The 24,535-nt window shown below is 62.1% G+C and carries 19 protein-coding genes; 15 read left to right on the forward strand and 4 right to left on the reverse strand.

Annotated features, from left to right (window positions below):
* Positions 1-561 precede the first annotated feature (561 nt).
* On the forward strand, positions 562-2,547 hold the full coding sequence (locus AC1MH0_RS21690) for an ATP-dependent nuclease (protein WP_480966206.1): 1,986 nt from the start codon (positions 562-564) through the stop codon (positions 2,545-2,547).
* Positions 2,544-4,268, forward strand: a complete 1,725-nt coding sequence (locus AC1MH0_RS21695; RefSeq protein ID WP_480966207.1) for a UvrD-helicase domain-containing protein — start codon at positions 2,544-2,546, stop codon at positions 4,266-4,268. The genes AC1MH0_RS21690 and AC1MH0_RS21695 overlap by 4 nt, the downstream gene beginning before the upstream one ends.
* A gap of 216 nt (positions 4,269-4,484) precedes the next feature.
* Here AC1MH0_RS21695 and AC1MH0_RS21700 read toward each other — a convergent pair whose 3' ends face one another.
* The gene (locus tag AC1MH0_RS21700; RefSeq protein WP_480966208.1) at positions 4,485-9,032 is read right to left on the reverse strand and encodes an NACHT domain-containing protein; all 4,548 of its coding nucleotides are present in this window, start codon (positions 9,030-9,032) and stop codon (positions 4,485-4,487) included.
* 212 nt (positions 9,033-9,244) lie between these two features.
* Between AC1MH0_RS21700 and AC1MH0_RS21705 the strand changes: the two genes are divergently transcribed.
* Positions 9,245-10,261 (forward strand): hypothetical protein, encoded by a 1,017-nt coding sequence (locus tag AC1MH0_RS21705; protein WP_480966209.1) that lies wholly within the window; start codon positions 9,245-9,247, stop codon positions 10,259-10,261.
* A gap of 208 nt (positions 10,262-10,469) precedes the next feature.
* Positions 10,470-11,450, forward strand: a complete 981-nt coding sequence (locus AC1MH0_RS21710; protein WP_480966210.1) for a hypothetical protein — start codon at positions 10,470-10,472, stop codon at positions 11,448-11,450.
* Positions 11,451-11,465: 15 nt separating this feature from the next.
* On the opposite strand, the gene AC1MH0_RS21715 is transcribed toward AC1MH0_RS21710, so the two are convergent.
* Positions 11,466-11,783: a hypothetical protein gene (locus AC1MH0_RS21715; RefSeq protein WP_480966211.1), complete on the reverse strand. Its 318-nt coding sequence runs from the start codon at positions 11,781-11,783 to the stop codon at positions 11,466-11,468.
* Between the two features lie 151 nt (positions 11,784-11,934).
* Between AC1MH0_RS21715 and AC1MH0_RS21720 the strand changes: the two genes are divergently transcribed.
* The 7 genes from AC1MH0_RS21720 (at position 11,935) to AC1MH0_RS21750 (ending at position 21,188) form a co-directional block, all read left to right on the forward strand.
* Positions 11,935-16,068, forward strand: coding sequence for a hypothetical protein (locus tag AC1MH0_RS21720; RefSeq protein ID WP_480966212.1), 4,134 nt, complete (start codon positions 11,935-11,937; stop codon positions 16,066-16,068).
* Positions 16,065-17,069: a site-specific integrase gene (locus AC1MH0_RS21725; protein ID WP_480966213.1), complete on the forward strand. Its 1,005-nt coding sequence runs from the start codon at positions 16,065-16,067 to the stop codon at positions 17,067-17,069. The genes AC1MH0_RS21720 and AC1MH0_RS21725 overlap by 4 nt, the downstream gene beginning before the upstream one ends.
* On the forward strand, positions 17,066-17,617 hold the full coding sequence (locus AC1MH0_RS21730; RefSeq protein ID WP_480966214.1) for a hypothetical protein: 552 nt from the start codon (positions 17,066-17,068) through the stop codon (positions 17,615-17,617). The genes AC1MH0_RS21725 and AC1MH0_RS21730 overlap by 4 nt, the downstream gene beginning before the upstream one ends.
* A 60-nt stretch (positions 17,618-17,677) precedes the next feature.
* On the forward strand, positions 17,678-19,009 hold the full coding sequence (locus tag AC1MH0_RS21735) for an AAA family ATPase (RefSeq protein WP_480966215.1): 1,332 nt from the start codon (positions 17,678-17,680) through the stop codon (positions 19,007-19,009).
* A complete protein-coding gene (locus AC1MH0_RS21740) occupies positions 19,006-19,839 on the forward strand; it encodes a hypothetical protein (protein WP_480966216.1) in 834 nt (277 codons plus the stop codon). Before AC1MH0_RS21735 ends, AC1MH0_RS21740 begins: the two co-directional genes overlap by 4 nt.
* Positions 19,840-20,029: 190 nt before the next feature.
* Complete coding sequence (locus AC1MH0_RS21745) at positions 20,030-20,278, forward strand: hypothetical protein (RefSeq protein ID WP_121905628.1); 249 nt, start codon at positions 20,030-20,032, stop codon at positions 20,276-20,278.
* 715 nt (positions 20,279-20,993) lie between these two features.
* Positions 20,994-21,188 (forward strand): hypothetical protein, encoded by a 195-nt coding sequence (locus tag AC1MH0_RS21750; protein ID WP_147453230.1) that lies wholly within the window; start codon positions 20,994-20,996, stop codon positions 21,186-21,188.
* Between the two features lie 228 nt (positions 21,189-21,416).
* Here the strand turns inward: AC1MH0_RS21750 and AC1MH0_RS21755 are convergent, their stop codons facing one another.
* Entirely contained in the window at positions 21,417-21,842 is a 426-nt protein-coding gene (locus tag AC1MH0_RS21755) for a MerR family DNA-binding protein (protein WP_259466944.1), read from the reverse strand.
* Positions 21,843-21,911: 69 nt separating this feature from the next.
* On the opposite strand from AC1MH0_RS21755, the gene AC1MH0_RS21760 reads away from it, so the two are divergent.
* The 3 genes from AC1MH0_RS21760 to AC1MH0_RS21770 are packed head-to-tail and all read left to right on the forward strand — an operon-like array spanning position 21,912 to position 22,824.
* Complete coding sequence (locus tag AC1MH0_RS21760) at positions 21,912-22,286, forward strand: mercuric transporter MerT family protein (protein ID WP_121905630.1); 375 nt, start codon at positions 21,912-21,914, stop codon at positions 22,284-22,286.
* An 8-nt stretch (positions 22,287-22,294) separates the two neighbouring features.
* Positions 22,295-22,579, forward strand: coding sequence for a cation transporter (locus AC1MH0_RS21765; RefSeq protein ID WP_121905631.1), 285 nt, complete (start codon positions 22,295-22,297; stop codon positions 22,577-22,579).
* Positions 22,576-22,824, forward strand: a complete 249-nt coding sequence (locus tag AC1MH0_RS21770; RefSeq protein WP_310886175.1) for a GDCCVxC domain-containing (seleno)protein — start codon at positions 22,576-22,578, stop codon at positions 22,822-22,824. Before AC1MH0_RS21765 ends, AC1MH0_RS21770 begins: the two co-directional genes overlap by 4 nt.
* Before the next feature lie 294 nt (positions 22,825-23,118).
* Here the strand turns inward: AC1MH0_RS21770 and AC1MH0_RS21775 are convergent, their stop codons facing one another.
* Positions 23,119-23,427: a hypothetical protein gene (locus tag AC1MH0_RS21775; protein ID WP_121905632.1), complete on the reverse strand. Its 309-nt coding sequence runs from the start codon at positions 23,425-23,427 to the stop codon at positions 23,119-23,121.
* Positions 23,428-23,948: 521 nt separating this feature from the next.
* On the opposite strand from AC1MH0_RS21775, the gene AC1MH0_RS21780 reads away from it, so the two are divergent.
* On the forward strand, positions 23,949-24,488 hold the full coding sequence (locus AC1MH0_RS21780; RefSeq protein WP_259466947.1) for an Abi family protein: 540 nt from the start codon (positions 23,949-23,951) through the stop codon (positions 24,486-24,488).
* The last annotated feature ends 47 nt before the right edge of the window (positions 24,489-24,535 follow it).

Genomic DNA, 24,535 nt, shown 5'->3' on the forward strand with positions numbered 1-24,535 from the left:
GAGCGTCTGATCGCCCCACCGCGTGGCGAACGTTTCGGATATCTCGAACCAACTTCCGTCATTGCCGGCTCCATGGTTGCGTCCCATGCAGGAGCACTGGCACTCGTGTCCGACCGCGTTGAGGCAAGCGGGGGAGCAATTCTCCTGCTCACGGTAGGGCTGGATCACATAGACGGCGCCGAAGGTCGTAAGCGCACGTTCCACGAAGTCGTTGAACCAGGCTTTGGGTATCTCCCAGCAGCGCTTGCCGGTATTCCATGCGGGCGAGGTGCGTCGGTCGTTGTGGAGCCAGGACCGGTTTGTCTCCGCATATGGAAGCCGTAGCCGCAGCAGCTCTCCCTTCCCGGTCCTGCGAAGGATCACCGGGATTTCGCGCTGGTTCCAGATGCTTGTGAGTTGCTCCCCGTCCATACCGATTGCCTCCAAGGTCGATCGTGTAACCGCAGGCGGTCGGGCTGGGCTCGCGCGCAGCTTCGGTCTGATCCCGTTCGGATCGCTTTCACATCACTCTCGCCGATGAATTGCCGCTCGTCTATGCGTACCAATAGAAGAGGGGGATCGATGTTTCTCAAGCGCGTCAAGTTGGCTAACTTTCGTTCCTTCGACGATGCCCATCTCGAGCTGCAGAGGGACCTGACGGTCCTAGTCGGCGAGAACAATGGTGGGAAGAGCAATGCGATCGACGCGATCCGCCTGCTGACGCTCCCGCTGGGTGGTCGTCGGGAGATTTACTGCGAGCCCACCGATGTCCGCTTCCAGTGCGGCGCCGCTCAATTCGAACTGGAGGCGCATTTTGCGGAACTCTCGGTGGGCCAGCAGGGGCGCCTAATCTCTGCAGCCACCGATGCCGGTCTGACGAATGCCTGCTTCGGCCTGCGCTTCGATGGTAGTCGGCAGGGGGCGAGACCGCAGCTGTGGGCCGGCAAGGACGGAAACGCACCCGAACCGAACTGTCATGACATGGTCCGACACGTCTATCTGCCGACGCTGCGCGACGCAAAGCGAGCCCTTGCATCTGGTAACCCGACTCGCATCATGGCCCTCTTGAACCACTTCCTCGAGGGAACGTCCGCCTCTGATCTTGCAAAGCAGCTTTCACGGACGCGTAGGCACGATGTGCTGGTCAAGGTCGACGATGCCGTGGAGAAGGGCCTTTCGGCTTTGACGAGCGGCGTGCGCCGGCAGGCCGCGACGCTGGGCTTCGCGTCGGACGAGGGGTTGATCGACATCGCCCGCGATTTGCGGTTCAAGCTCGCCGATCACGGCGTCGATCCAGAGGATTTGCGATACTCCGGGCATGGCTACGCGAACCTGCTTTTCATGGCGATCATTGCGGTCGAGTTGGAGAAGGTCCGAAGCACGGATCTGACACTGTTCCTCGTAGAGGAGCCGGAGGCGCATCTTCATCCGCAACTGCAGGCCGCGGTTCTGTCGTTCTTGCGCGAGCAGGCGGAGCAGTCGCGGAAGAGCCTCGCGACCGACCACGGTCCCGCGGGCGAGCTGCAGGTGGTTGTGGCAACGCATTCGCCGAACCTCTCGGCTTGGGTCAGCAGCGATAGGCTGGTGGTATTCAAGTCGGTGATAGCGTCGGCTGGCACCGCGGGAGTGGCTAAGCCGCCCGGACCGGGATCAATAGACGCCAGCATCATCGAAGACGTTCTTGGCCATGAGGCGGGTGCCGATGGCAAGGCGGCCGCGGAGTCCGTCGCCGAGGCGATATCGGCCGTCGTGCCGCGTCGTGCGACACGGTGCCTGTCTCTGGCCAACATGCCGCTTAAGGATCTCGATCGTCGCAAGGTCGATCGCTACCTTGATGTGACAAAGGCGGCTCTCTTGTTCGGCGGACGGGCACTGCTCGTTGAAGGGATAGCCGAGGCGCTGCTGCTGCCGGCCATTGCCAAGCGCCACGTCCTGAAGGACCACCCGGAGAAGCTCAGGCTCTTCAGGTCTGCCGTGTTTATTCCCATCGACGGCGTCGATTTCGCGCCATACGTGACTCTTCTCCTGACCGAACTTGAGGGTGCGCGGATTGCCGACCGCGTCGTCGTGATGACCGATGGCGACAGGGGGCTGCAAAAGGACACGGAGGACGAGGGAGAGGGTGACGTTCCGAATGAAGGGACCGCGGCGCCGGCCCACGACGCCGAGGAGGTCTCCGAGATCGAGGCCGCCGCCGACGACGATTACGGGCTGATTCCAGGTGAAAGGAGGAGGCAGGCCTTGGAGAAGCTGGTCGGCGGGCTAGGCGCGATCGACTACTTCACGGCGGTCACGAGTACCTATTCGTTGGAGTCGGAACTGATCGAGGCGGGCAACGCAGACCTTCTTGAGAAGGCCTACCTCGAACTGCATCCGCGTTCGAAGAAGAAGTGGAGCGACGCCATGAAGCTGACTGGCGACGAGCGGGCTGCGGTGATCCACCGCATCTTTAAGAATGCTCGAAAGGGTGACTACGCCCAAGTGCTGGCGCGACTAATCGAGGACGGCGAAGAGTTCGTAGTACCACCCTACATCAAGCACGCCATCGAGCAGCTGGTTGCCAAATGAGCGGAGATTACGCGCCAACCAAGGAGCAGCTAGCGGTGATCGGGCATGACGGCCCGGCGTTTGTAACCGCCTGTCCAGGTGCGGGAAAGACGCGGACGATGGTCGAGCGGGCTCGACTTCTGCTGTCGGATGGCCGGGATCGCCGCGGGGTTGCCTTCCTGTCGTTCACAAACGCGGCGGTCAACGAACTGGAGGTGCGCCTCCGGAGCTTCGGGATACTACCGACGCCGCTGTTCCCCAGCTTCATCGGCACGTTTGACAGGTTTCTTTGGCAATTTTTCGTAGCGCCCTTCGGAATGGTGGGCTGCGACGTCGCGCCCCAGCTGATCCCGGACAAGGGCGACTGGATCGTGCAACCCTATGAGAAGATGCAGGAACTGCCTCTAAAGGCGTTCGACCGCAAGACAGGCAGATTGAACCGCGAAATCGCGGCTGAGGAGGGCTTTGACGCAAATCGAGACGCTACCAAGCACGAGGCTCTCGCACTCCGGATGCTCGCCTCAGCCCGCTCGAAGGGGCATGTTGATTTTGAGGACGTACGCGCCAGCGTGAAGGGACGGCTTGCCGACGGAGACTTCGCCGGACGGCTTGGAAAAGCCCTCGCAGCCCGGTTTAAAGAGATCTTTGTCGACGAGGCGCAGGACTGCAATCCCGACGATCTCGAGATTGTGCATTGGCTTCGGATTTCCGGGCTGATCGTCAAGGTGATCTGCGATCCGAACCAGTCGATCTACCAGTTTCGCGGAGGGATCACCGACGAGCTCTACAGGTTTGCCGAGAGCTTTGAAAATGACGACAGGCTGCCGATGAGCGGAAACTTTCGATCAACGCCGGCGATATGCGCCGCGATCGTCGCATTGAGGCCGTCCTCGGCGCGCGGCGTGCCGGACCGGGCGCTCGGGAATCACAAGCACGATCCCACTACCATGCATGTTCTCTCATACGGTGGAACGTCGGTGCCGGCGGCGATCGGCGTAAAGTTCGGCGAACTCGTGAAGTCGCATGGCATCGCGGTGGCGGATGCGCCCATATTGGCTTCAAGGCTGCAGAGCGCAGCGCGGGCTATTGGGCACCCCGTCACGAAGAACACGCAGCACAAAACCCTAGTCCTCGCCAAAGCCGCCACGGCTTTCCACTTCTCTTTCAACCTGGGCAACCGGCGCGAGGCGCTGTCCAATCTTCACCGCGCGATCCTGCTGGTTCAGGGGAGGATCGAAACCGCTGGCGACTATCACCGATATGTGTTGTCGGAAGGCCTGGAGGATGGTCGTTGGCGCCCCGAGATCATTGATGCTGCGGCGGCGCTGAAGTTCACGCCGGGTATGTCCGCCGACGCGTGGCTAGATAAAGCCCGCAACGCGTTGGCACCCGGGCTCCTGACATCCGGCGGCATCAGGCAGCGGCTGAAGTCTAGCAACGACCTGCCGACCGCCTTGGCCACTCCGGCCGCCGCTGCGCATCCGACGCGGACGATCCACTCGACGAAGGGCTTGGAGTTCCCTGCCGTGTGCGTCGTCCTGACGAGCAACAAGGCGGGGGGCATCCTTCAGCATCTTGAAGGGGCATATCGTCCCGAGTTCGCAGAGGACGCCCGAAAGATCTACGTTGCAGCGTCAAGGGCGGAGAGGCTCCTCGTGATGGCGATCCCGAAAAGCCAAGCAAATCGATTGCAGACCCTTCTTAGAGAGAATGGCTGCTCAATGACCCGTCACGACATCTGACGACACGGTCTATTTCCGCCCGCACGGCTTTAAGCCGGTTTAATTGGAAGGGAGTGATTTCTCGCAGCACACCATTCTGGCGATTGCTGGTGAAGACTACCTGGAATGCGAAAGCGCGCGGCGATCACTTCCCCGTATTGGATGGAAAGCCGCTCGTTAAAGCGGAGCGGCTCGCTCCCGCGGACTCAGGTTCGGGGAACTCCGCTCCGCCTTTTATCAACGATAGGCAAGGAATTCTGCGAGTTGCTCCTTGCCGGGTCCCTTAAGCTGGAATTCGAGTTCGCCGCTAATCTCTGAACCGTCGAACCGGTAGATACCCCAATATTCGAGGTGGCCACCCCAGCCGCTTCGGTGTGGACGCCCGCCATGAGCACTCTTCTCTCCCGTGATTACCCAAATCAGCTCAAGGTCCTCTCGCCCCAGAAACGCGCTGAGCGCCGTACGATCGACAACGGCACCACTGTTCCCCGGCGTATCCGCGGATGGGTCCTTGAACAAAACACGTCCTTGGGCATCGCAATAGGAAAGAGAGAGCCCCTCGGCCAAGCGCAGATCGAGCCCGCGCATTAAACGCGGACCAGGGATGGTAAGATTGAAGCTTTCGACGACAGAATAATTGTGGCCCGAACGCTCGACATAGCGGTCAGCGATGGTTGCGAACGCCTCGATCTTGCGGCGGCCAATCTCCCATTCGCCGCGAATCTGATCATAAGCTGGATGCCAGGGATATTCACCCAAGTAGGCTCGCCAGGGTAGCTCGATCTCGGGCAAATGGTCGCGGTCGCGCTCGCATCGGCGCAATAGCCTGACCAGGCGATCGGCGTCGCCGCGCGGAACGAGCAATGAGTGAATCTTGTGCCAGGTCATGCGCAGCATGACACTCTCGCCTTCATCAATGACCGATTGATTGCGGCCCGCGGAAAGGTCGAGCATCAGCCAGCGACTGCCGTCGGGATCGGTGAGGTCCAACTGAGCCACAGCGTCCGGGACGTCGCGGCTTTCATCTTTCATCCAGGCGAGGCGGGCCTGTGGCGGGTCTTCGCGCCACCGGGGCGCATGAGGCGACCACCAGGTGGCAGGCTGCTTGCTCGAATCTCGGGCTTCAGTGCGCGTAACCAGAATCGTCGGGTCCATCTCGCGGGTGCCGACCTGCCAGGGCCCCCGATAGGGCTGCGGTTCGTCGCGATAGCTGCCATCGACGGCATAGATGTCCGACAGGCGCCCGGTCAGTTCATGAAAAGCGATCCATTGATACTTCTTGCCGATCCGCTCGATAAGGTGATCCCGGCGGTCGCCGCCCTGCATGTTGCGCTCGGCCACTGCAAATCGTGCTGGGGTCCACCCCAGATCATGCGCACGCCATCCGACCCATCGGCGCGCTATGTCGTGGCTTATATTGGGATGGTTTGGCTGCGCGTCGGAATCCCACATCGCGCGTTCCACCCAACCTTCGGCGTAGATATCGAAGTCGCGCTGCTCAGCTTCGTCGAGAAGTGCTCTGAACGCTGCGGCAGCCGCGTCACGCTCCTTCTCCACTTCGTCGCGGGTCGGGCCGTCTTTGGCTGTATTGGCGTCAGCCTGGTTGCGCCGATCGTCGAGATAGAAGTTGAAATCATACGGCATGGCCTTCAGCTGGCCCGAAAGTCTGATTAGCTCTTTCAACGCATCCTCGCGCTCGATCTTTCCCGCGATCGCGCGCGCGCTCCATTCATCATAGCGTGCCTCGTTCGACCGCCCGACTTCCTCTCGGGGCAATTCCAGAAACTGGTTGGCGAGTGGATCGGTTTCGTATCGCGCAAAATCACCATCTTCGACTGCGGAGCCGATAATGTCGTCGTGGAAAGATGAACCGCTGCCGTAGGTCTGCACGTAGCCAGCGAGCGTGGCATCATCGATGAGTTCAATGGGAGCGCCAGCCGGATAGGGCGGCCTGGCACGATCGAGCGAAACCGATGCCGGCAAGACGCCACGGTGTGCAGCCAGTTCGATAATGCCTCGCGCGTGATCTCGGATCAGTGCGTGCGGCGAGATCGTGCTATCCGCAAACACTGCGGCATTGGCAGCGTCCGCCATCGCAGCGAGGCCTTCGTTGCTGTGACTGCGGGTCGCCGCACCATATGCCGCAGCAAGGACGCGATCGACGACATAGGCGTCGTTAAGGCGGCCAAAATCGGCAATGAGCTGCGCGGCCAACTCACGGCGCCTTACTAACAGCACCGCCAACGCCTTCGTCGCCATGTCGCGAACCGCCCGGTGGCTGAGCGTGGTCAGCCAGGCCAGCGTGACTGCCGCCAGCCGGGCGCGCGCTTCCTCGATGGGCTTCAATCCGTTGACCAGCACCCATTGGATCAATGTGTCGATCGCGTTACCTTCATCGCGGGCGTGATAGGTCGCGCGCACGGACCAGAGTTCATCGCGCTCTGGTAGCGTCATCGGGCGCAACCAGCGATCGAGATGATCGGCGTTGAACGCATTGGCAGGCTCGGTCGCAACCGCGATCATCGTGTCGAGCCAGAGATCATCCTCCAGTCGGTCGGCGTTTTCCTCGAGCAGCTCAACGGTCCGCGCGCTGAATGCATCCTGGCGCCGCCACAAAAGGCTGCTGCGAAAGGCCGGCAAATGGTCATAAGCGGCCCATTCGTCATCGATCAGATCAAGCAGCTCGATTCCGTAGCGCTCGGGTAGCTGGACAGCGAAGGCTTCAGCGATTCCGGCGAAGCGATACGCGTTTTGTCCCATGACATAATCGCGCAGCGCGCTACCTTGCGCAAAAGCAGTAGCCGGATCGTTGGCGATGACTTCGGCGTCGAGCAAAGCCTGTGCGATGCAATGGTCGCTCAGACGCTCGAACGTAAAGCGGACCATCTCGGTGATGACCTGACCATCGACCTCTGGTTCGACCGTCAAGACGCCTTCATTCTCGAGTTGGAAAAACAGGCTTTGCTCGGCCTTGTTCTGCGAGGGATGAAGCCCTTCGAGGAGCGCGTGAACAGCATTCATCTGCAGATGGCCGCTCCGAGCGGCGACCATTGCGGCAGTGATGCCACTCAGCGCTTGTTCGATGATCCGAAGCCGGGGAAACAGGCCCATCCTTGCCGTGATCGCTTCCGAGACGGCCCCGAAATAGAAGTCGAATACGCCCGACACGCCAGCGAGCCCGCGGGGAAGCTCGCTCTCGCCGCGGCGCTCCAGCGCATCGCAGCAGGTGCGCAAGAACAACGGGTTTTCGAATTCCGGCGACAGATTGGGTGCCGCCATGCGCACGATCCCGCGCTGGTCGAGATAACGCTGTGCAGCCTCCGCCGCCCGCCCCGCAAAGCCCGGATGAGGGAGCCGCGGCAGCACGTTTTCGTCGATATCCGCGACAATGTAGGGAAGAAAGGTCGTGCGGCATGACAGGACCACCGCCACATGCTGGAACCGGTCCGCTGTCGCCAAGAAAGCGGCCAGACGATCCTTCCAAATCGCGATCCCGCCCCGCTCATTGATCGCATCGATCATGATCAGCGCACGCGTGCCCGCCGCTTCTCCAGCGGCATCAAGCGCGCCAAGCAGCTCGTCCGGGCTGACAGTGGTCAGCCCGAGCTGATCGCGGACCTGACGCCAGATTTCGCCATCGACAAAGCTCCCGCCGACCACCAGCACTGCCGGATAGCCATGCTTGATATGGTGATGTGCCACATCGGCCAGCAGGTGCGACTTGCCTACGCCTGCTTCGCCGGTCACGAGCAGGCGGTGAGCGTTCGCCAGTCGCGCCTCGTGCCGGTTTATCGATTCGGTGACGGTGTGAAGCGCCTCGTAGAGCTGATTGATGTAGTGATGTCCGCGCTGGATGGGATCTCGATCACCGGCACTCTGGCTGCGCAAATTCCAGACCTCAGCTGCGCAACTGCCCAGGGTCGTGCTGGCTTGATCGACCGCCTGCAACCAGAGGTCGAAGGGTATAATATCGGCCGGCCCCATCGTGCTCGTCCGGATACTCAGACTGATTGCGCGAAACGCAGCATCGAGCCCAGAGGCGGGCGCAGCGGCGGGACCATCCGCAAGCAATTTGGCAATATCGTCGGCCCCGCGGTGCCGCGCCGCATCTATATCGTCGGCCAGCTCGCAGAGGTCCTCGATAAAGGTGGGATCGCGTGCGATCGCGAACAGCCCGCGGCGAACCGGGAGCTCAATATTGAGTTCTGGGGTATAGCGCTTGCCGAGCGCAGCGCAGGTGATGTCGAAGCGCGTCTGGAACCAGTCGGGCGTGAAATGCAGTAAATCAAACCAGTAGCGGCGACGGCCGGCATAGCGCGGATCGGTGCGCGTCAGACGCTCGATCAGCTGGGTCTCATCCCACAGCTCGATCGTGACGACACGCGGCAAGATGGCCTTGGCGCGTGCCGCTACCCAATCGTTCCAGCGATCCTTTTGCGACTTGCGGTTTGCGACCCGCCCATCCGGCAGGTTGAACGGCATGCTGACGATGAAAAGTGCGAGATCTGGGTGATGAAGGACCGCGTTATCGAAGGATTCCTTCAGCTGCGATCCCTCGCTGCTGCCAAATTCGAAAAAATATTTTGCCTGCCAGCCGGTCTCAGACCCATCGGCTTCAACCCGGTAACATTCCAGTCCTGCATCGGCGCCCGCGCCCTTGCGGTGGAACGCAAGACTAGCCGGCGTTTCGAGTGCTGCCAACTGGCAGACCAGTTCCTCAAAGCCGCTATGCTGGCTCCCATGATGCGTACGGATGACACGGAAGTCGATTGCTGGTGATGGCATTTATTCTATCTCGAAAGGTGCAAAGACGTCCAGATCTGTAACGCCTAGAGACTGCGGTTATGTTCGAAACTCGACATTGTGCATCTCATCGGGGCCGTCATCATGGTATATGTCTCTGGCACAGCGGTGGAAGTGAGGAAAGAACGCTTCCGGCGCTCCCGAGAGGTGGCGCCGAGTTGATGAATGCCGTTGAAGTCCGCTAAGCTCAGCTCATGCTCACGCCCTATCAGCTTCCGTTCCTGATCCGATATTTCGATGGTATAGACGCGGCCGTTTCCCGGCGTCTGTCCCGCCTTGTCCCGCCAACAGAGACCACGCTGACGCAAGAGTTCTGCGCGTTAATGGATGCCGCGGCACAGCGCCGGGAGAAGTCGCTGACCTTTGATGCCGACGCGCTGCAGGAGGCCTTGGCGAAGCCGGGTGACATGGTCGATGTTGAATTCACGATTGAAGTCCATCAACACGGACAGCGGCTCGAAGCTTTCGTTTCACAGGCAGACTTCGGGCTAATCCTCGAATATGAGAACACGGTTCTTCCCAACCTTAATTGGCGCGCTGCTTACCTCATGCAGGCCAAACGGTTGTTTCCAGACCCGGGTGGCAGCTATTCAATCGCGTCCACCTTCGCGAGCACCTCGCCGGATCAGCAGCAACGGTTGCAGGATCTGGTCGAGATCCTAGGCAAAGAAGGTATTCGCTCTTGGCTCTATATGCCGTCTACCGATGGCTACGAGGCGGACTCGTCGAGCGCCATTCGCAATCTCCACGCCCGCAACGTCGCTGGAAACATCTTCGACTACGCCTTGGGTCTTGCGCTTCGCGACGAGCTGCAACGGTCAGGTGGAATCGACGCCGGCATGTGGGTAGCCGACCTGGCGGTCGGAACCACAGCCGCCGACGTGCACACGAATGCCTTCGTGGAGACGGATCCGTTCACCTGGTTCATTCTACAGCATTTCGGTCGTTTGTCCTCTCATTCGGAACGCTCGACCGAACTGCACGTCGAAAGCGTCCGGCGAGGAGGTTCCGTCGAGCGCGTGGCGAGAATCGCCGCGGGCGATCGCCTCGCCGCTCAGGAGCTGATCGATGAGCTCGGGGATAAAGCTCGCGACAAGAAGTTCGATCCGGGGACCATGACGGTCCTTCCCGGGCAAAGCGTTACGATCCGCGTGCGATCCGGTCCGCCTGACGGAGTCGATCTGCCGGTCAGCCGGGACGACAGGGGCTAAGCTGTAAAAGTGGAAGTGTGGCAGCCTCGACCAAAGGCCCCCCATCGCTGGTACACTATCTGCAACTTGTTGAGTCTTGCATCGGCAAGAACCCCGGGACGGTTCGTGCCGTGTGGAGCGAGACATAGGATATCATCTAGCCTTACCATCATCTCGCGCTTTTGGCGTCGTCTTATCCTCTGGTCTGTGCGCCGCTATGGGGGAGGTCATGTTCGAACATTCAGTCTTTGACCGTTATGATTGGCGAAAGGTGCCTCTCCACCGAGACGTTCATCTGATGGACGTACGGTGGGCACGGGAATGGGAAGTCGAGTGGATTAAGACTGCGCGTGCTGAAGAGGCCGATCCTTACACCGTTGGCTACGTCACGAACATCAGCGTGAACCGCGTCGCCGATAACGGGTTGGAAATCTCGTTCTACGCCAACACCCACGACCGCTTTCATGAGCTCAAGACCTTTCTGCCGGAAGACCGGATCAGGACATGCCTTGATATCTTTGGCTATGACTGCCGCCCCACAATGTTCGTTGATGGTGACTGGCTGGAGCGGCTGCACCTGCGCAGCAATTCGGTCTTCGCGCTGATCGACGCCGCTTACATGACCAACATGATCGAAACGGGCCGTTTATCACGCGAGAAGTTGATCGATCTTCGCGAGGCGATCGACGCCTTGGCCATGCGGACACCGGACGTCTCATTTATATCGTTCGCCGACAGCCTTCTCCTTAAATCAAACTGGACCGTCGGCATGGTCGGCAAAACCGCTGCCTACACCTACAGTCCGGAAGGCATGCTTCTAATCTACCGCGAGATCCGCGACATCTACCGCCGGGTACTTGATCTCGATGTCTATGGTGTTTTTGCACAAGGATCGAACGAATATTATGACGACCCACTGCTCCACATCGGTGGAAGTAACAATCACATAGCGCTGAACAGCCTCGGACTACCGTTCGCCCAGCTGCAGCAGATCGAAGCGGCTGCGCGGGCGGCAATTCGCAAGCGGGAACACGGCAGGTACGAGCTCTACCTCGACGGCGATCTTTTCAACTCACTGCGATTCAAAGATCATAATGACCGGGCGACACCTCAGTTCGCCGCCTACAAACCGAAGATGAGTGCAGTGCCAGGTACGTACTTCTATTATGAATGTGACGACCTCCTATCACGTCTCGAACCGGCAAGCTGAGCTTTAAGCATGCTTCTAGAACGGCGCTTTCTTGGGCCAGCGCTGCGCCCGCACCCGCTTGACCTCGCGCGCGTGAGCGCTACGTCCACGGCTTCCAGCATAGCCCTTGCCGGGAACATGCGTCTGCTTGTTCACCGCGAGCGCCTGAAGCCGCGGCAACTTCATTTCGGCGCAGTAGCGCTGGATCACGCCCAGGAACCAGCTCGCCGCTCGCCAGTGCAGCCCGATGCTGGCGCTGAGGTCCTTATAGCTTAGCGGCTCACCGCGCTTCGCGGCGGCAACGAGCTTTGGCCAGGCGCGCCGCGCGCGGCGGTGGTGCAGTTTCACGTCCATAGTCCGCGTTCCTCCTCCCTGAACATACCCGCCAACCGCGCGCCGGTTCCGAAGCCGAACGACAGCTAGTCGATCCAGTAGCGCTGTCCGATAAAGTCGATTCTCGGACAGCGCTTGGCGAGGGAGCGAAGTGGCGCTAAAACGGTCCTCGATGATCGATCGCCGCGTCCAGATCCTCGACGGTGCCGCCGACCAGCAGCCGATCACGACCGTGTCGGCGCTGCGCGACGTGGCGCACCTCGTGCTGTTGGGCGAGCCCGGTATCGGCAAGACCACGGTGATCGAAACCGAGGCGGCCGTCGCCGGCACCAATGCGATCAAAGTGCGCGAGCTTATCAACGAGACGGTGGAAGCACCGGCTGGCACGCTCTTCCTCGACGCGCTCGACGAGTATCGCATGGGAGCGACCGACCTCGGGCGGGTCGACGAACTCGTCAAGGCGATCCGTCGCTGCGGCGCGCCGCGCTGGCGGCTGACGTGCCGCGCCGAGGACTGGAAGAAGGCAGCCGACATTGCCGCCGTGAAACGCAGCACCGCTGGCGCCCCTGTTACCGTCGCACAGCTTTTGCCCCTCGATGTGACCGAGCAGCTCGCCGTACTATCCGCGCTGGGCGTGGCAGACCCTAACGCTTTCGTCGACAAGGCCCACACACTCGGCGCCGCCGGGCTGCTCGAGAGTCCACTGAGCCTGAAGTTGCTCCACCAATCGGTGATTGGCGGCGGTCCGTGGCCGACCACCCGTTTCGAACTCTTCGATCGCGCAACCTTCGCGCTCGCGCATGAGGACAACGACACCCACCGCCTCGACCATACCCGCGCGACTGCCGAAACAATTCTCGGAGCTGCCGCGAAGGCTTGTCTAGTTCTACTGGCGAGTGGCGGTCGCTTCCTGTGGCGGTCGGCTGCGCTTCCGCCAGGAGGTGACATTCGCGCCTATCTACCCGCGGCCGCAATCGGCTTTGATCCGTCGCTGGTCAGCGACACGTTAGGATCGTCGCTGTTTCGCGGCGAGGGTGAGGCCTTCGAGCCGGTCCACCGTACGATCGCCGAGTTCCTTGCCGGCCGAGCGCTCGCCCGCGCGGTCCAGGGCAGTCCGAGCGAGGCAGCACTCCCCCTCGGTCGGGCGCTGGCATTGATAACCGGGTCGGACGGGCGCGCGCCGTCGGATCTGCGCGGCCTCTATGCCTGGTTCGCCGCGCACCTTGCCGGCTTCGGCGAGGCCGCCGACGCGCGCCAGCTGATCGAGGCGGATGCGGTTAGCACCCTCGTTTACGGCGACGCCGCAGCTTTCGACACCGCTGCCAAGCGCGCGATTCTGACGAACCTCGATCGGCACGATCCGTACTTCCGTGCGTCAGAAGTCGGCGTGACCGCTGTCGGCGGTCTGGCCAGCGAAGAATTGGCCGACGATCTGCGCCAAGCGATCGAGGTGGGCGACGGCACGCATCGAATGATGACCGTGTACGAGGTGCTGGCTGCCGGCCGTCCCGTCGCCTCTCTTATGCCCACGCTTCGCATGATCACGCTCGACCCGGCGCGACCGGAGTGGCAGCGTACCCGTGCAATGGCCGCCTGGTTGAATGGCCAAGCCGACCCCGCCGCCGCACGCCGCGCCCTGCTCGACGCAATGGCGGGGGAAACGCCATCGGGCGCACGTGAATCGATGCGCGCCGAACTGCTTGCGGGCATGCCGGCGGCTGCCGTCAGCGATGAAGATATACGCTCGGTAGTCGCCGCGTTCGCCACGGCTCCCAGTGATAGCACCGTGATGCGGCTGTTCGGGCTGCGGATGGCGATCGAGACCGCGCCGCGTCCGAGTTTGTTCGATGCCCCGCTTACATGGCTTCCGTCCGAAAGCAGCCGCCGGCAATCGATTGATATCGAGAACTTCCTCGATCACGCACTCGCCGCCGCGATCAAGGCGAACCCAGACGTTGGCGCCGACCGGCTTTGGATGTGGCTGACCAACGCGCGCGAGGACCGCCTCTCTGGTCTTGGGGATGCAACGAGGCCCGCGCTGAAGGCCTGGCTCGATGCAGCCCCCGAGCGCAGTCTCGCGCTGTTCGAGGCGGTCCTCGGCTCCGACGATCCGGCCGAGGGGCCTTGGATGATCGGCACCTACTACTCGTTTATCGCCGGTCAGCCCGATGGCATGATGCTCGATCGGCTGACCACCTTGGCCGGAGCGGCGGCGGGGGACCGTCGACGCCGCCTGCTTGCGATCGCGGTGGAGATCGGCCGGCGCTACCCGGTTGGTGAAGCGGCTTACTGGCGCTTGCACGCCTACCTTGACGGGCTGCCGCGCGGTGCCAGGCGACTGCTCGCCGCTCTGTCGACGATCGAGGTAGAAACTTGGCGCCGGCGGCAGGCCCGGTCCACAATCCGCAACAGTCAAGCGGCCGTCACCCAGCGAGAGAAGGATCTTGCGACGCTTCGCCGGCTCGCGCCGTCGATGGCGGTCGGAGGCAACACTCAGGCGCTCAAGTGGGCGGCGCAGCACTATTTCCACCCGCGCGACAAGAAGGAGGAGGCGCAAACTCCGCTCGAGCGGATCACCGCCGTAACCGACGCGCCGGTGCTCGATGCAATCCTGTCCGGCTGGCGCCACCACGCGACCAATGACGTCGCGGGCGTCACGCCGACCACGCTCGGCGAGGTAGAGGCGGAACGGACCGAGTTCTACTCAGAGTATGCCGCTATCGCGGGCTTGCACCGGCTGCTCGCCGAAGCAGCGGCGGTCGATCCGGCGAGCCTACCGCTGACGCTCGCGATCATCGTTCTTCGCACCGGCTGGATCGCTCATGGGAGCGACGCACGGGACGAGCTCGACGCTTGGGCCTGGTCGCGGCTCAACCTCGACACTGCAGCGGGGAGTGCCGCCCTGCTCGCCTATTGGGAAGCGATCCTCGCCAAGGGCTATGTCGATAGCAATGCCTGGCACAAACTAGGCGTGACCGAGGGCGGCGACGCCGCGCGGGGAGCCCTGTCCCAGCTGCTCGGGCGGCATCCGCGCATGTTCGCGAAGATCCTGCGGCCCGTGCTGGCGGCCGCTGGGATGCTCCTCGATCGCGCTCACATTGAGTCGCTTGCCGCGGCGGCCCTAGCGGATACGGACCTCTCCCCCGAGCAAAGGGCGATTTGGTCGCTCGCCGCCTTCGCCACCGACTCTGTGAACCAGAGGGACAGGCTCGCAGGGCATGGAGATGAGCTGCTTTCCCTGTTCGACGGCCCTTCGGGAAGCGCCTTCCTCGACGCCTTTGAGAGGGGAAGCGACGACGAGCAGGTCGCGCTTGCCGCCGGCGTGTTTTCTGTGCTCGCGCCCAGCGCGGCGCCCTATGTGGAGCTGAAAAGCGGCCGCGTCCGCCCAGAATATCGTCTGAGCGAAGCCGCGAACGGCATGCTCAAACGGCTAGGCGGACTAGCCGTGCCGGCCGCAACCAGCGCGCTCGAAGCATTGCGCGCGCAGGTTGTCAGCTTTCCGGCGTGGGAGGCGGCGCTGCGACATGTGGCCGAACAGCAAGCGCGCACGCGCCGCGATCGCGAATATCTCCCGCCCCCGCCCGCAGCCGTGATGGCAGTGTTGGCGGGCAAGGCGCCGATCAACGCGGCCGACCTGCGGGCGATCCTCACGGCCGAGCTGCGACGGTACGGGCGCGAGCTTCGCACCGGCGCGAACAGCCCTTGGCGCGATTACTGGAACACTGACAAGTACGAGAAGCCTACCGAGCCTAAGGTCGAGAACGTCGCTCGCGACATCACGCTGAACCGGCTTCAGGATCGGCTCGCCAAGTACCAGATCGCGATCACGGGCGCGGAGGCACGCCGCGCCGACGGAACGCGCGCCGATGTGCTGGTGGTCAGCGGCGCCGGCCGCAACCTGCCAATCGAGGCGAAGCGCCATTATCATGGCGATCTGTGGACCGCTGCCTCAGGTCAGCTGCAGGGCTACGCGGCCGACGAGGGGGCTGACGGGTACGGCATACTGCTCGTTTTCTGGTATGGCGATATCGAGGCGCCGCCGGCCCGGCCCGACGCTGTCGTACCAGTCAGCGCTGGAGAGCTGGAGGCGTCGTTGATAAGCGACCTTTCCCCCGAGCTGCGCGCCACGACAGACGTGGTGGTACTCGATGTGTCTGCACCTGAGCGCGCGAAGCCCAAAGCCAAGAAGGCGGCGCAGCTGGCAAACTCGATTACCAAGGCGCCAGCCAAGCGGGTGAAGTCCACGTCGCCAAGCAACGCGGCGCCTGTCGGCCGCGGCCGAGCCCCGCGGGGAACAAAGGCGTGACCGAGCCCGGCGCGTCCGCACTCACGCAGGCACCGCGTAGCGAGGACGAGATCGCTCCGGTTTTGCCCGGCATCCTGGTGGCCGAGATCGAGAGTGCGGCCGCTTACGCCAAGGCGTCGCGAGCGACGTCCACACAGCGAGTCTATGCCTCAGACTGGCGGATATTCCTCGCTTGGTGCGAAGCACGATCGATCGAAGCGCTGCCCGCCGACCCGCGCGCCGTCGCGACATTTCTCGCGGCAGAGGCGGACAAGGGCGCTAAGCCAGCGACGATTGGCCGTCGCCTCGCCGCGATCGGCTACTATCACAAGCAGGGTGGCATGCAGCCGCCACAGGCGCGCGAGGGTGCGGCCGTCATCAGCCAGGTGCTCGGCGGCATCCGCCGAACCAAAGGAGTTCGGCCCATCCGCAAGCGTGCGGCGGACGGTGACGCACTCCGCGACATGCTGCGCGCGATCGAGGGAGACGGCCTGCGAAGCGTGCGGGACCGTGCGGTGCTAGCGCTCGGCATGGCCGCGGCGCTCCGCCGATCGGAGATCGTGGCGCTGACACTCGAGGACATCGAACTCGTCGCCGAAGGGCTGAAGGTGATCGTCCGGGGCTCCAAGACCGACCAAGAGCGCGCCGGCGTGGTCATCGCCGTGCCCGAGGGCCGGCGAATCCGCCCCAAGGCACTGCTGCTCGCCTGGATGGAAGCGGCGGCGCACCAGGATGGCGCGCTCTTCCGCAAGCTCACGCCCGCGGACAAACTGACGGCCAGCCCAATGTCCGATCGCGCCATTGCCCGACTCGTGCAGAAGCACGCAGCCGCGGCGGGCTATGATCCCGCTCACTATGCTGGCCACAGTCTCCGCGCGGGCTTCCTGACCGAAGCCGAAGCGACGGGCGCGAGCATCTTCAAGATGCAGGAGGTCAGCCGGCACAAGTCGGTGCAGGTGCTTGCCGCCTACGTAAGGAGCCGCGAGCTCTTCCGCGAGCACGCCGGGGACAAATTCCTTTGAACGTCGGGCTGGAACTGGCCAAGCTTGCCGCGCAATTTCTCGGCGCGCTCGTCGTAGCGAGGCTTGCAGTCGGCTGGGCGCTGCTCCGCTATAAAAGCGAGAAAACCTGGGAGCGTCGCCTCGCCGCATATGTCGATGGGCTGGCGGCGCTGGGCGAGATGCGTCTCGTGGTCGGTCGATGGCACGACGAGCTGATCACCGACCGGCCCGTGTCGGACGAGCAATCGGCCGCTCAGTTCACGCGCTACCAGGCTGCCCGTCGACGTCTCGACGAGGGCGTTGCCGTAGCCGCGCTTCTCCTGCCGCCCGAATCCGCGGGGTTGCTGGCCGGGCTGGACCGATCACTCGAGGCGAGCAGAGCTGGGCGCGACCAAGTCGACGATCTCGATCGGCAATATGGCGTGCTTGACCAGGCCATGAAGGAGTTTACGCGGCAAGGCCGCGCGGCGCTTGGCGCGGAGCTCGTTGCCGAGACCCCGGCGCGCACGAGCTGGGCGACGCGAATATCGGTTCGCTTGCGCCGGAGTGATCTCGGCACAGGCCCCTAATGCTGGCCTCTCGGCCATCCGCCGTATAGTCTCACAACTCCCGCCTGACCGGATACCCAAATGTTCCTACGCCAGCTGCGAATGCAAAATGTGAGGTCGATCCGGGACCTGAGCCTGTCGTTCGTTGCAGGCAAAGAGGGTCGGAAGTGGACTTACCTGCTGGGCGAGAACGGGACCGGAAAAAGTTCAGTCCTTCGCAGCGTCGCGCTAGCGCTTGCCGGTAGCGACAGCGCCGCAGAACTGGTGGGAACTCCCGACGACTGGATCAAGCTCGGCGCCGACCGCGCCCAGGTCGACGTTCAATACGCGAACGCTCAAGGCGACGAACGACGGGCCTGCCTGCGGTTCGAGCGCGGCATGAGCTCGCTCGATTTCGCGGTTCGCAACCGGTCCGATCTCGAGCAAATTGACGCCGCTGTCGCGAAGGCAGAGCGCAACTACTTCGTGGTCGGCTACGGCGTCACCCGCCGACCGCAGAGCTCCCGTCACTCTTTCAGCGAGGTGTCGACCTCGTTTCGCTCGCCGCGCGCGCGGTCAATCGCGACGCTCTTCAATCCCGAGGTGACGCTGATCTCGCTCGAGCAGTGGGCGATGGACCTCGAGTACAGACGCGGTCGTACCGGGCTTACGGCTGTTCGCAAGGCGCTCGACGGCCTTCTTCCAGAGGTTAAGTTCGACAGTATCGATCGCGAGCAGCGTCGCCTGATGTTCCGCACTCGCGACGGCGTGCTCCCACTGTCGGCGCTCTCGGACGGTTATCAGGCCATGGCGGCGTGGTGCGGCGACCTGCTGTGGCAGGTCACCGAGACGTTCGGAGATTACAAGGACCCGCTGAGCGCGCGTGGCCTCCTGCTGATTGACGAAATCGACATTCATCTTCATCCGCTGTGGCAACGCCGTCTGGTTTCGTTTCTCGACGACATGCTGCCGAACGTCCAGGTCATCGCTACCACCCACTCGGCGCTAACCGTTCATCAGGCCGGCGACGGCGAACTCTACTTCTTAAGACGTGACGACGAAGCGGGCGCTACCCTCCACGCCTATGAGGGGGCGCCGAACCGCGTGCTCCTCCCTCAGCTGCTCGAGAGCCCGCTGTTCGGGCTGACCTCGCTCGATTCACCTCAGGTGCAGGAACTACGCGAGGAACTTCGGCAATTGCAGGGCGTCGGAAGCGCCAACGGCCGCCGTTCCACTCGGAAGGAGAAGCGCGTCCGAGAGATCGAAAAGGAGCTCCGTAGCGCCTCCAACTGGGACGAGGTGCCGAGCTACCTGCAGCGAACCAATCGGCTGCTCGAACGCGTAGCGGCCAATCTCGCGCCTGCGGCTGAAGACGCGGCCATCGAGGAGATCGCTAAGCGCTCCAATCCCGATCGGAGAGCCGAAAGCGCATGATCAAGTTGCAGCGTCGCCGTTCGTCGGCGCACGTACCCAAGCGGTTTCAGCAGCCGAAATTGGACGTGGCAGCATCGGCGCTCGCCACGATCTACTACGATGCGCAGATCTCGGGAAAGTTCGCATTTGAGTCCAAGGCCTGGAAGCCAGCCAAGGGTGCGCTAAAGATCGATACCGGCGGAAAGTGTGCCTATTGTGAGACCAGCACCGAAGTGGTCGCGCATGGCGATGTTGAGCACTTTCGCCCCAAATCAATTTACTGGTGGCTCGCTTTCGCCTTCGACAACTATCTGTTCAGCTGCCAGATCTGCAACCAGAGCTTTAAGGGCGATCGGTTCCCTATCCTTGGTGCACCACTCGTGGCGCCCGTGATGCCGGCGGCGCTGCCGACCGGAGCTGCCTTGGAGGCGCTGCTCGCTTCCCTGGTTATCGACTCGACGAAACTCTCCGACCTGCAGGTGGAGGCCCTCTGGTCGGTTGAAGATGCCGACTTGCCCCATCCCTACCATGAAGACCCAGAGCGCCTATTTGTCTATGAACCCGACGACGCAAACCGTGAAATTTGGCTCCGATCCGCAGGTGGCGCCCGTGCCGATCGCGCCCTAGCTGCGGTGGAACAGGTGCTAGGCCTCAATCGCGAAGAATTGAGGCGGCTGCGTTACGCGCATTACCGGCCGATGGTGATCATCAACGCAAGCTTGCCACAACTCACACCATCGTTGCGAAATGATGCGATCACGGAGCTACGTATCCAGCAGGGTCGCACGCAACCATTCGCCGGAATGAAGCGGCATTACGCCCGCTCCTGGGGCCTGCCTGGTCCGTTCTAAACGCATGCAGCAGGTAATTAGCGGGAATCAGCGTTATTGCTAATTACAACGGCGTGGTAGGTGACGTGGAGAGCCTAACCCGGAGAATGAGTTTTGCGACACGGTGCGCCGCAAACGCCGACGCGTTCCTTTTTCGAACTGCATCCGTCGTATAGGTTCAAGGACACCCTCAAGCGTAGGCGGATCCACAATGGGCAATGTCGAGCTAACAGAGATGCAAAGGCAGATCCGCTCCATGAAGTTTGAACGCGGCACGCCGGATCAAATCGCACTTTGGCGCGACGATCTGGCCGAAGCGCGCGCGAACCTCGTCATCGAGGGGCTTGCGCCGACATCAGATGATGATGAGATGTTCGCAATGATGCTTGAAGAGGGCGTTCCACCACGATTGATGCCAACCCTTATACTTCAGCTTTACCGGCAGGACGGTCGCGGCTGAAATCTTGCGTTATCGGACGCAAGAATGAAGTCAGCTTTGGTTAAACCTTCTAGGCGTCTACAACGGGCGACTGAGTTGCATTTACTTAACGCCCATTTCTATCCAACTCGCCTGCGATCGCTGTCAGACCGCTGCTTCTGCCCGTGACTGCCATTTGGCGCCTTTTGGCGGTTACGTTCAAGGCCGGCTGATCGCGCCGCTAAATAAGTCCGTCGTGTCGCGCACTGCTCGATCAAGAAGCCAAGATCGCGTGCGTAAAGGATAGAGGGGCGCTGACATACGTGCTCGTTCTGGCGGCGCGATATAGCCTTATTCGCGATGCTGGTCAGTCACGAATGGTCGTCGAAAGCACGAACTCGCGGCCTTTCGCCTGACCATCCTTGAGTTGCATCTCGCGTATGAGCTTCCCGATTCGTGCTTTTGACGACCGATCACGACGGCGGCTCCGTCAGCACAACGTTGCCGCCCGCGCGGATGTGCGACGTCGCGCAAAGATTGTTGAGGGATCGCTACAGCCCAGACGATAGCTCAGATCTGCGAGTACCACTGGGGAAGCGGACAGGTCCACTAAGCCGCCGCAGGTATGGCGTATCTAGATGCTGTAAGGAAAAAAGCGTGTCTGCCGCGCCGGTGCCGATAAATTGAAATTGGGGTAGAGGAGGTGTGCCACGTGGCACACCTATCTTCCGCGGGAGCGAGAAGGGATATTCGAGCTATGGCAAAGGCGCAGCTTACCTCAACCAGCACTTCGGTTCGTGACCCGAAAACGGGTCGTTTTCAGATGGTTCGCGGCGTTGGTGCGCTCAACGGCCGCCTTATAATTGAAAAGGGCGTCGATCTTACCAAACCGATCGCGTCCCAGGTGATGAAGGGCGGCAGACCCCGCAAGAATGCATCTCCGAACCTGTAGAGACGCCTCGTCGAGAATAAGTCACACGCTTGCCGGCCTGGCGATAATGCCAAACGAACGCGCGGTCGGAATAATCAATTAGCAGTCGGGGCCTGCGCTTTACGCCGCTCCGTGCCGGCGCCCCGGATCTCGGATTGGTTGCCGCCTTCGCTGGTGACGATCGCTAGGCTGATGCGGGCTGCCCTGGCCGGGCGGGCGTAAGGCACGGCTTGGCATTATCAGAACAGGTCATTGACCCTCCGGTCCGGCCTGTAACGCCTCAAGGATAGGGCAGCCCAAACCGCCCCCGCCGTGCTCACACCGCGCAGAGATCGCGACCAACGTCTTCTCCAATCGCGCCAGGTCGCGCAGCTTGGCGCGCACGTCGGCTAGGTGACGCTGAGTGAGCGCATTGGCTTCGCCGCAGGCCTCGGATCCAGATCCGCCTAGACTGAGAAGCCCTCGCAGTTCGTCAATCGAGAAGCCGAGTTGACGACCGCGTAGTATAAACGCGAGTTGCGCCTCGTCGTCGGCCGAATAGAGGCGGTGCCCAGACTCTGTTCGATCCGGCGCGTTGAGCAGGCCGATTTTCTCGTAATGACGCACCGTCTCGATGTTGCATCTGAACCGCCGGGCAACGTCCCCGCGCTTCCTGGACCGTCCTGCAACCGCCATCGAAATACCTCTTGAACCTGTAGTTACTACAGACCCTATAATCTCTTCATACGAGAATCGGAACCTAGAATGGATCGACCTTCAGTACCCGGCAGCCCCGGTGATCGCCGTGCCGGCTGGCTCGCCGCAGGCGGCATCGCAGGCGCGCTGCTTGCGTCGTCCTGCTGCCTGCTTCCTCTCATTCTCGTCCTGATCGGCGTCAGCGGTGCGTGGATCGGCAATCTTGCTGTGCTCGAGCCCTACACCCCGCTGTTCGCGGTCGTGACGTTGGGGCTGATCGCAGTCGGTCTGTGGCACTCCTTTCATGCGCCGCCAACCAGATGCGCCGAAGGGGCCTGCGCCAGCACCCGTCGCCGGACGCTCACCCGGACAGTGCTCTGGCTTGGTGCCGTGCTGGTCATTCTCGCGCTTACCACCCGTTGGTGGGCACCCTTCTTCTACTAGGAATCTCAATGAATCGACATCTCGTGCTCACGCTCGCTGCGTTCTGCCTGCCCTCAGCGGCCGTCGCCGCCCCTGAACGCAGCGCCATGTTTGCGGTCAGCAATCTCACATGCCCGACCTGCCCGATCGCGGTGAAGGCGGCGATGGGACGCGTACCCGGCGTCAGCCACGTTACCGTGGACTTCTCGACCAAGGTCGCGACAGTGAATTACGACCCGGCGCGCGCGACGCCTGCAGGGATCGCGGCGGCCGCGACCAAGGTCGGCTATCCCGCACGGATTGCGACCCGATGAGCCGGGGGGCTTACGCGACGGCGATCGAACCAAGATCGACGATTACCTGTCCGAAGTGCGGACACGTCGAAACCGAGACGATGCCGACCAATGCGTGCCAATTTTTCTACGATTGCAAGGGTTGTGCCGCGGTGCTCCGGCCGAACGCTGGTGATTGCTGCGTCTACTGCTCGTTCGCCGACGTCCCATGCCCGCCCATTCAGGAAGCGCGGCTGACCGGGGGCGCGGCGAGTTGCTGCGGCTAGAGTTGCGGAAATGCAATCATCAAGCGCCGGGAATTAGCAGCCGCTGAGTGGCACTCCTTGAGAGCAGATAAACCAAGGGCCGCCCGTTTCGGGCAGCCCCGGCCTGTTAGTACCCTCTCGGGAAACGGACACGCCCGATAAGCGACCGCAGGTTCAATTTATTATATAGGGGCAGCGGAGAAGAACAAGCTCGATACCTGCCTTACGGCCCAAGGGTCCGGCGAGACTGATCGCGAGGGCCTTTGTGCTTCTTTTAGGTCTCGCGAACTTGGTGGATCGCTTTGATCGCCGGTGTCAACCCACCGCCTTGAAGGCACCATTGACGAAGCTGCCTCGCTCGACCTTACCGTTGAGCTTGCGGATCATCACGTCGGGATTGTCGCTGTCGAGCGAATAGAGCGGCACGTCCTTCTTGGCGTAAAGTCGGACACCGGCTTTTGCCAAACGTCCCGTTACCCGCTCGAGCGCTTGCGTGCTGACCTTCACGTTGTGCTGGACCACCGCCTTGGAAGGCGCGGGTGCAGTCACCGTCACGCTTCCGAAGCGGGTCTTGCGCCTTGTTACCTTGCGATTGCCGAGCTTAATGATCGCATCGGTCGCCATATCATACCCTCCCGCGGTTAGGCTAAATCATCATCTCAAGATAACGCCTGTGGCCTTTCTCGCTACAGCAGGTCGCTTGATCGACGTCGGTATCAAAGCACTTTCCCACAATCGCCGCCGAATGGCACCCAGCAGACGTTGCAGGTGTGCCACGTGGCACACACTCTCCTCGGTCACGCCTCTCTGGCGATACGCCGCACGTTCATCAATGCGACCAAATGGCCGATCAGCAGCGCATCTTCGGGGCGCGATGTTCAAGGCGGTTCCGGCAACGTTGAGTTGAAGGAGTGCGGACATTCCCGGGGGAAGCTGCATAACTGCCTCCCTGACCGGCTTTCGAATCTTATTTGAACCCTCATGCACCGCCGCCTATATCGGACGCAACATGGCCGTCCCCTCTGTTGCCGCTGGCATCAAGGGGCGGCCTTCTCCGTATCTGGGCCGGATGCTTGCGCCCTGTACGACGCCCTGTCTTTAGTTTCGCCGATCAGTTCGCGCTTCTCAAGCCGCGCGGCTTGGTCGTGCCGATCTGGACGGCAGTCGAGGCATGGGATTTTGGCACCTTGTCCTGGTTGCTCAAGATGGCGCATGCCAACGATCGTGCCGCCATCGCTAAACGCTACGGCCTTCTTCCCAACACGCTGGTGAGCTGGATCAAGACGCTGGCGTTCGTGCGCAACATCAGCGCGCATCATGCCCGTCTGTGGAACGCAGGCATCATCAATCAGCCGTTGGTGCCCAAGCCGTTCGAGGCACCGCAGCTCGTACATATTGGTAGCGATCTGGAGCGGCGCACGCGTGTCTGTGGTGCCGCGGCCGTAGCCAGCTACTTCGTCGTGCGGATCAATCCCGGGACATCCTGGCCGTCCCGCATGAAAGCACACTGGCAAGCCTTTCCGGCGATGCCGTTCGGAAGTCCAATCCAAGGCGATTTCTTGGCCGGCTGGGACGCAGAAGCGATCTGGGCCCGATCCAAGGGGTTTGCGGCACGACTCTGCCGGAGCCGGCTTTATCGGCACATTTCTGCCAACCGAGCCACCGTGCCGGCGTCTCAGCCCTGACGGGTTACGATCCTCCCGTGAGGTGTGCCACGTGGCACACCTATGGC

The organism is Sphingomonas sp. AP28, from assembly GCF_056680455.1.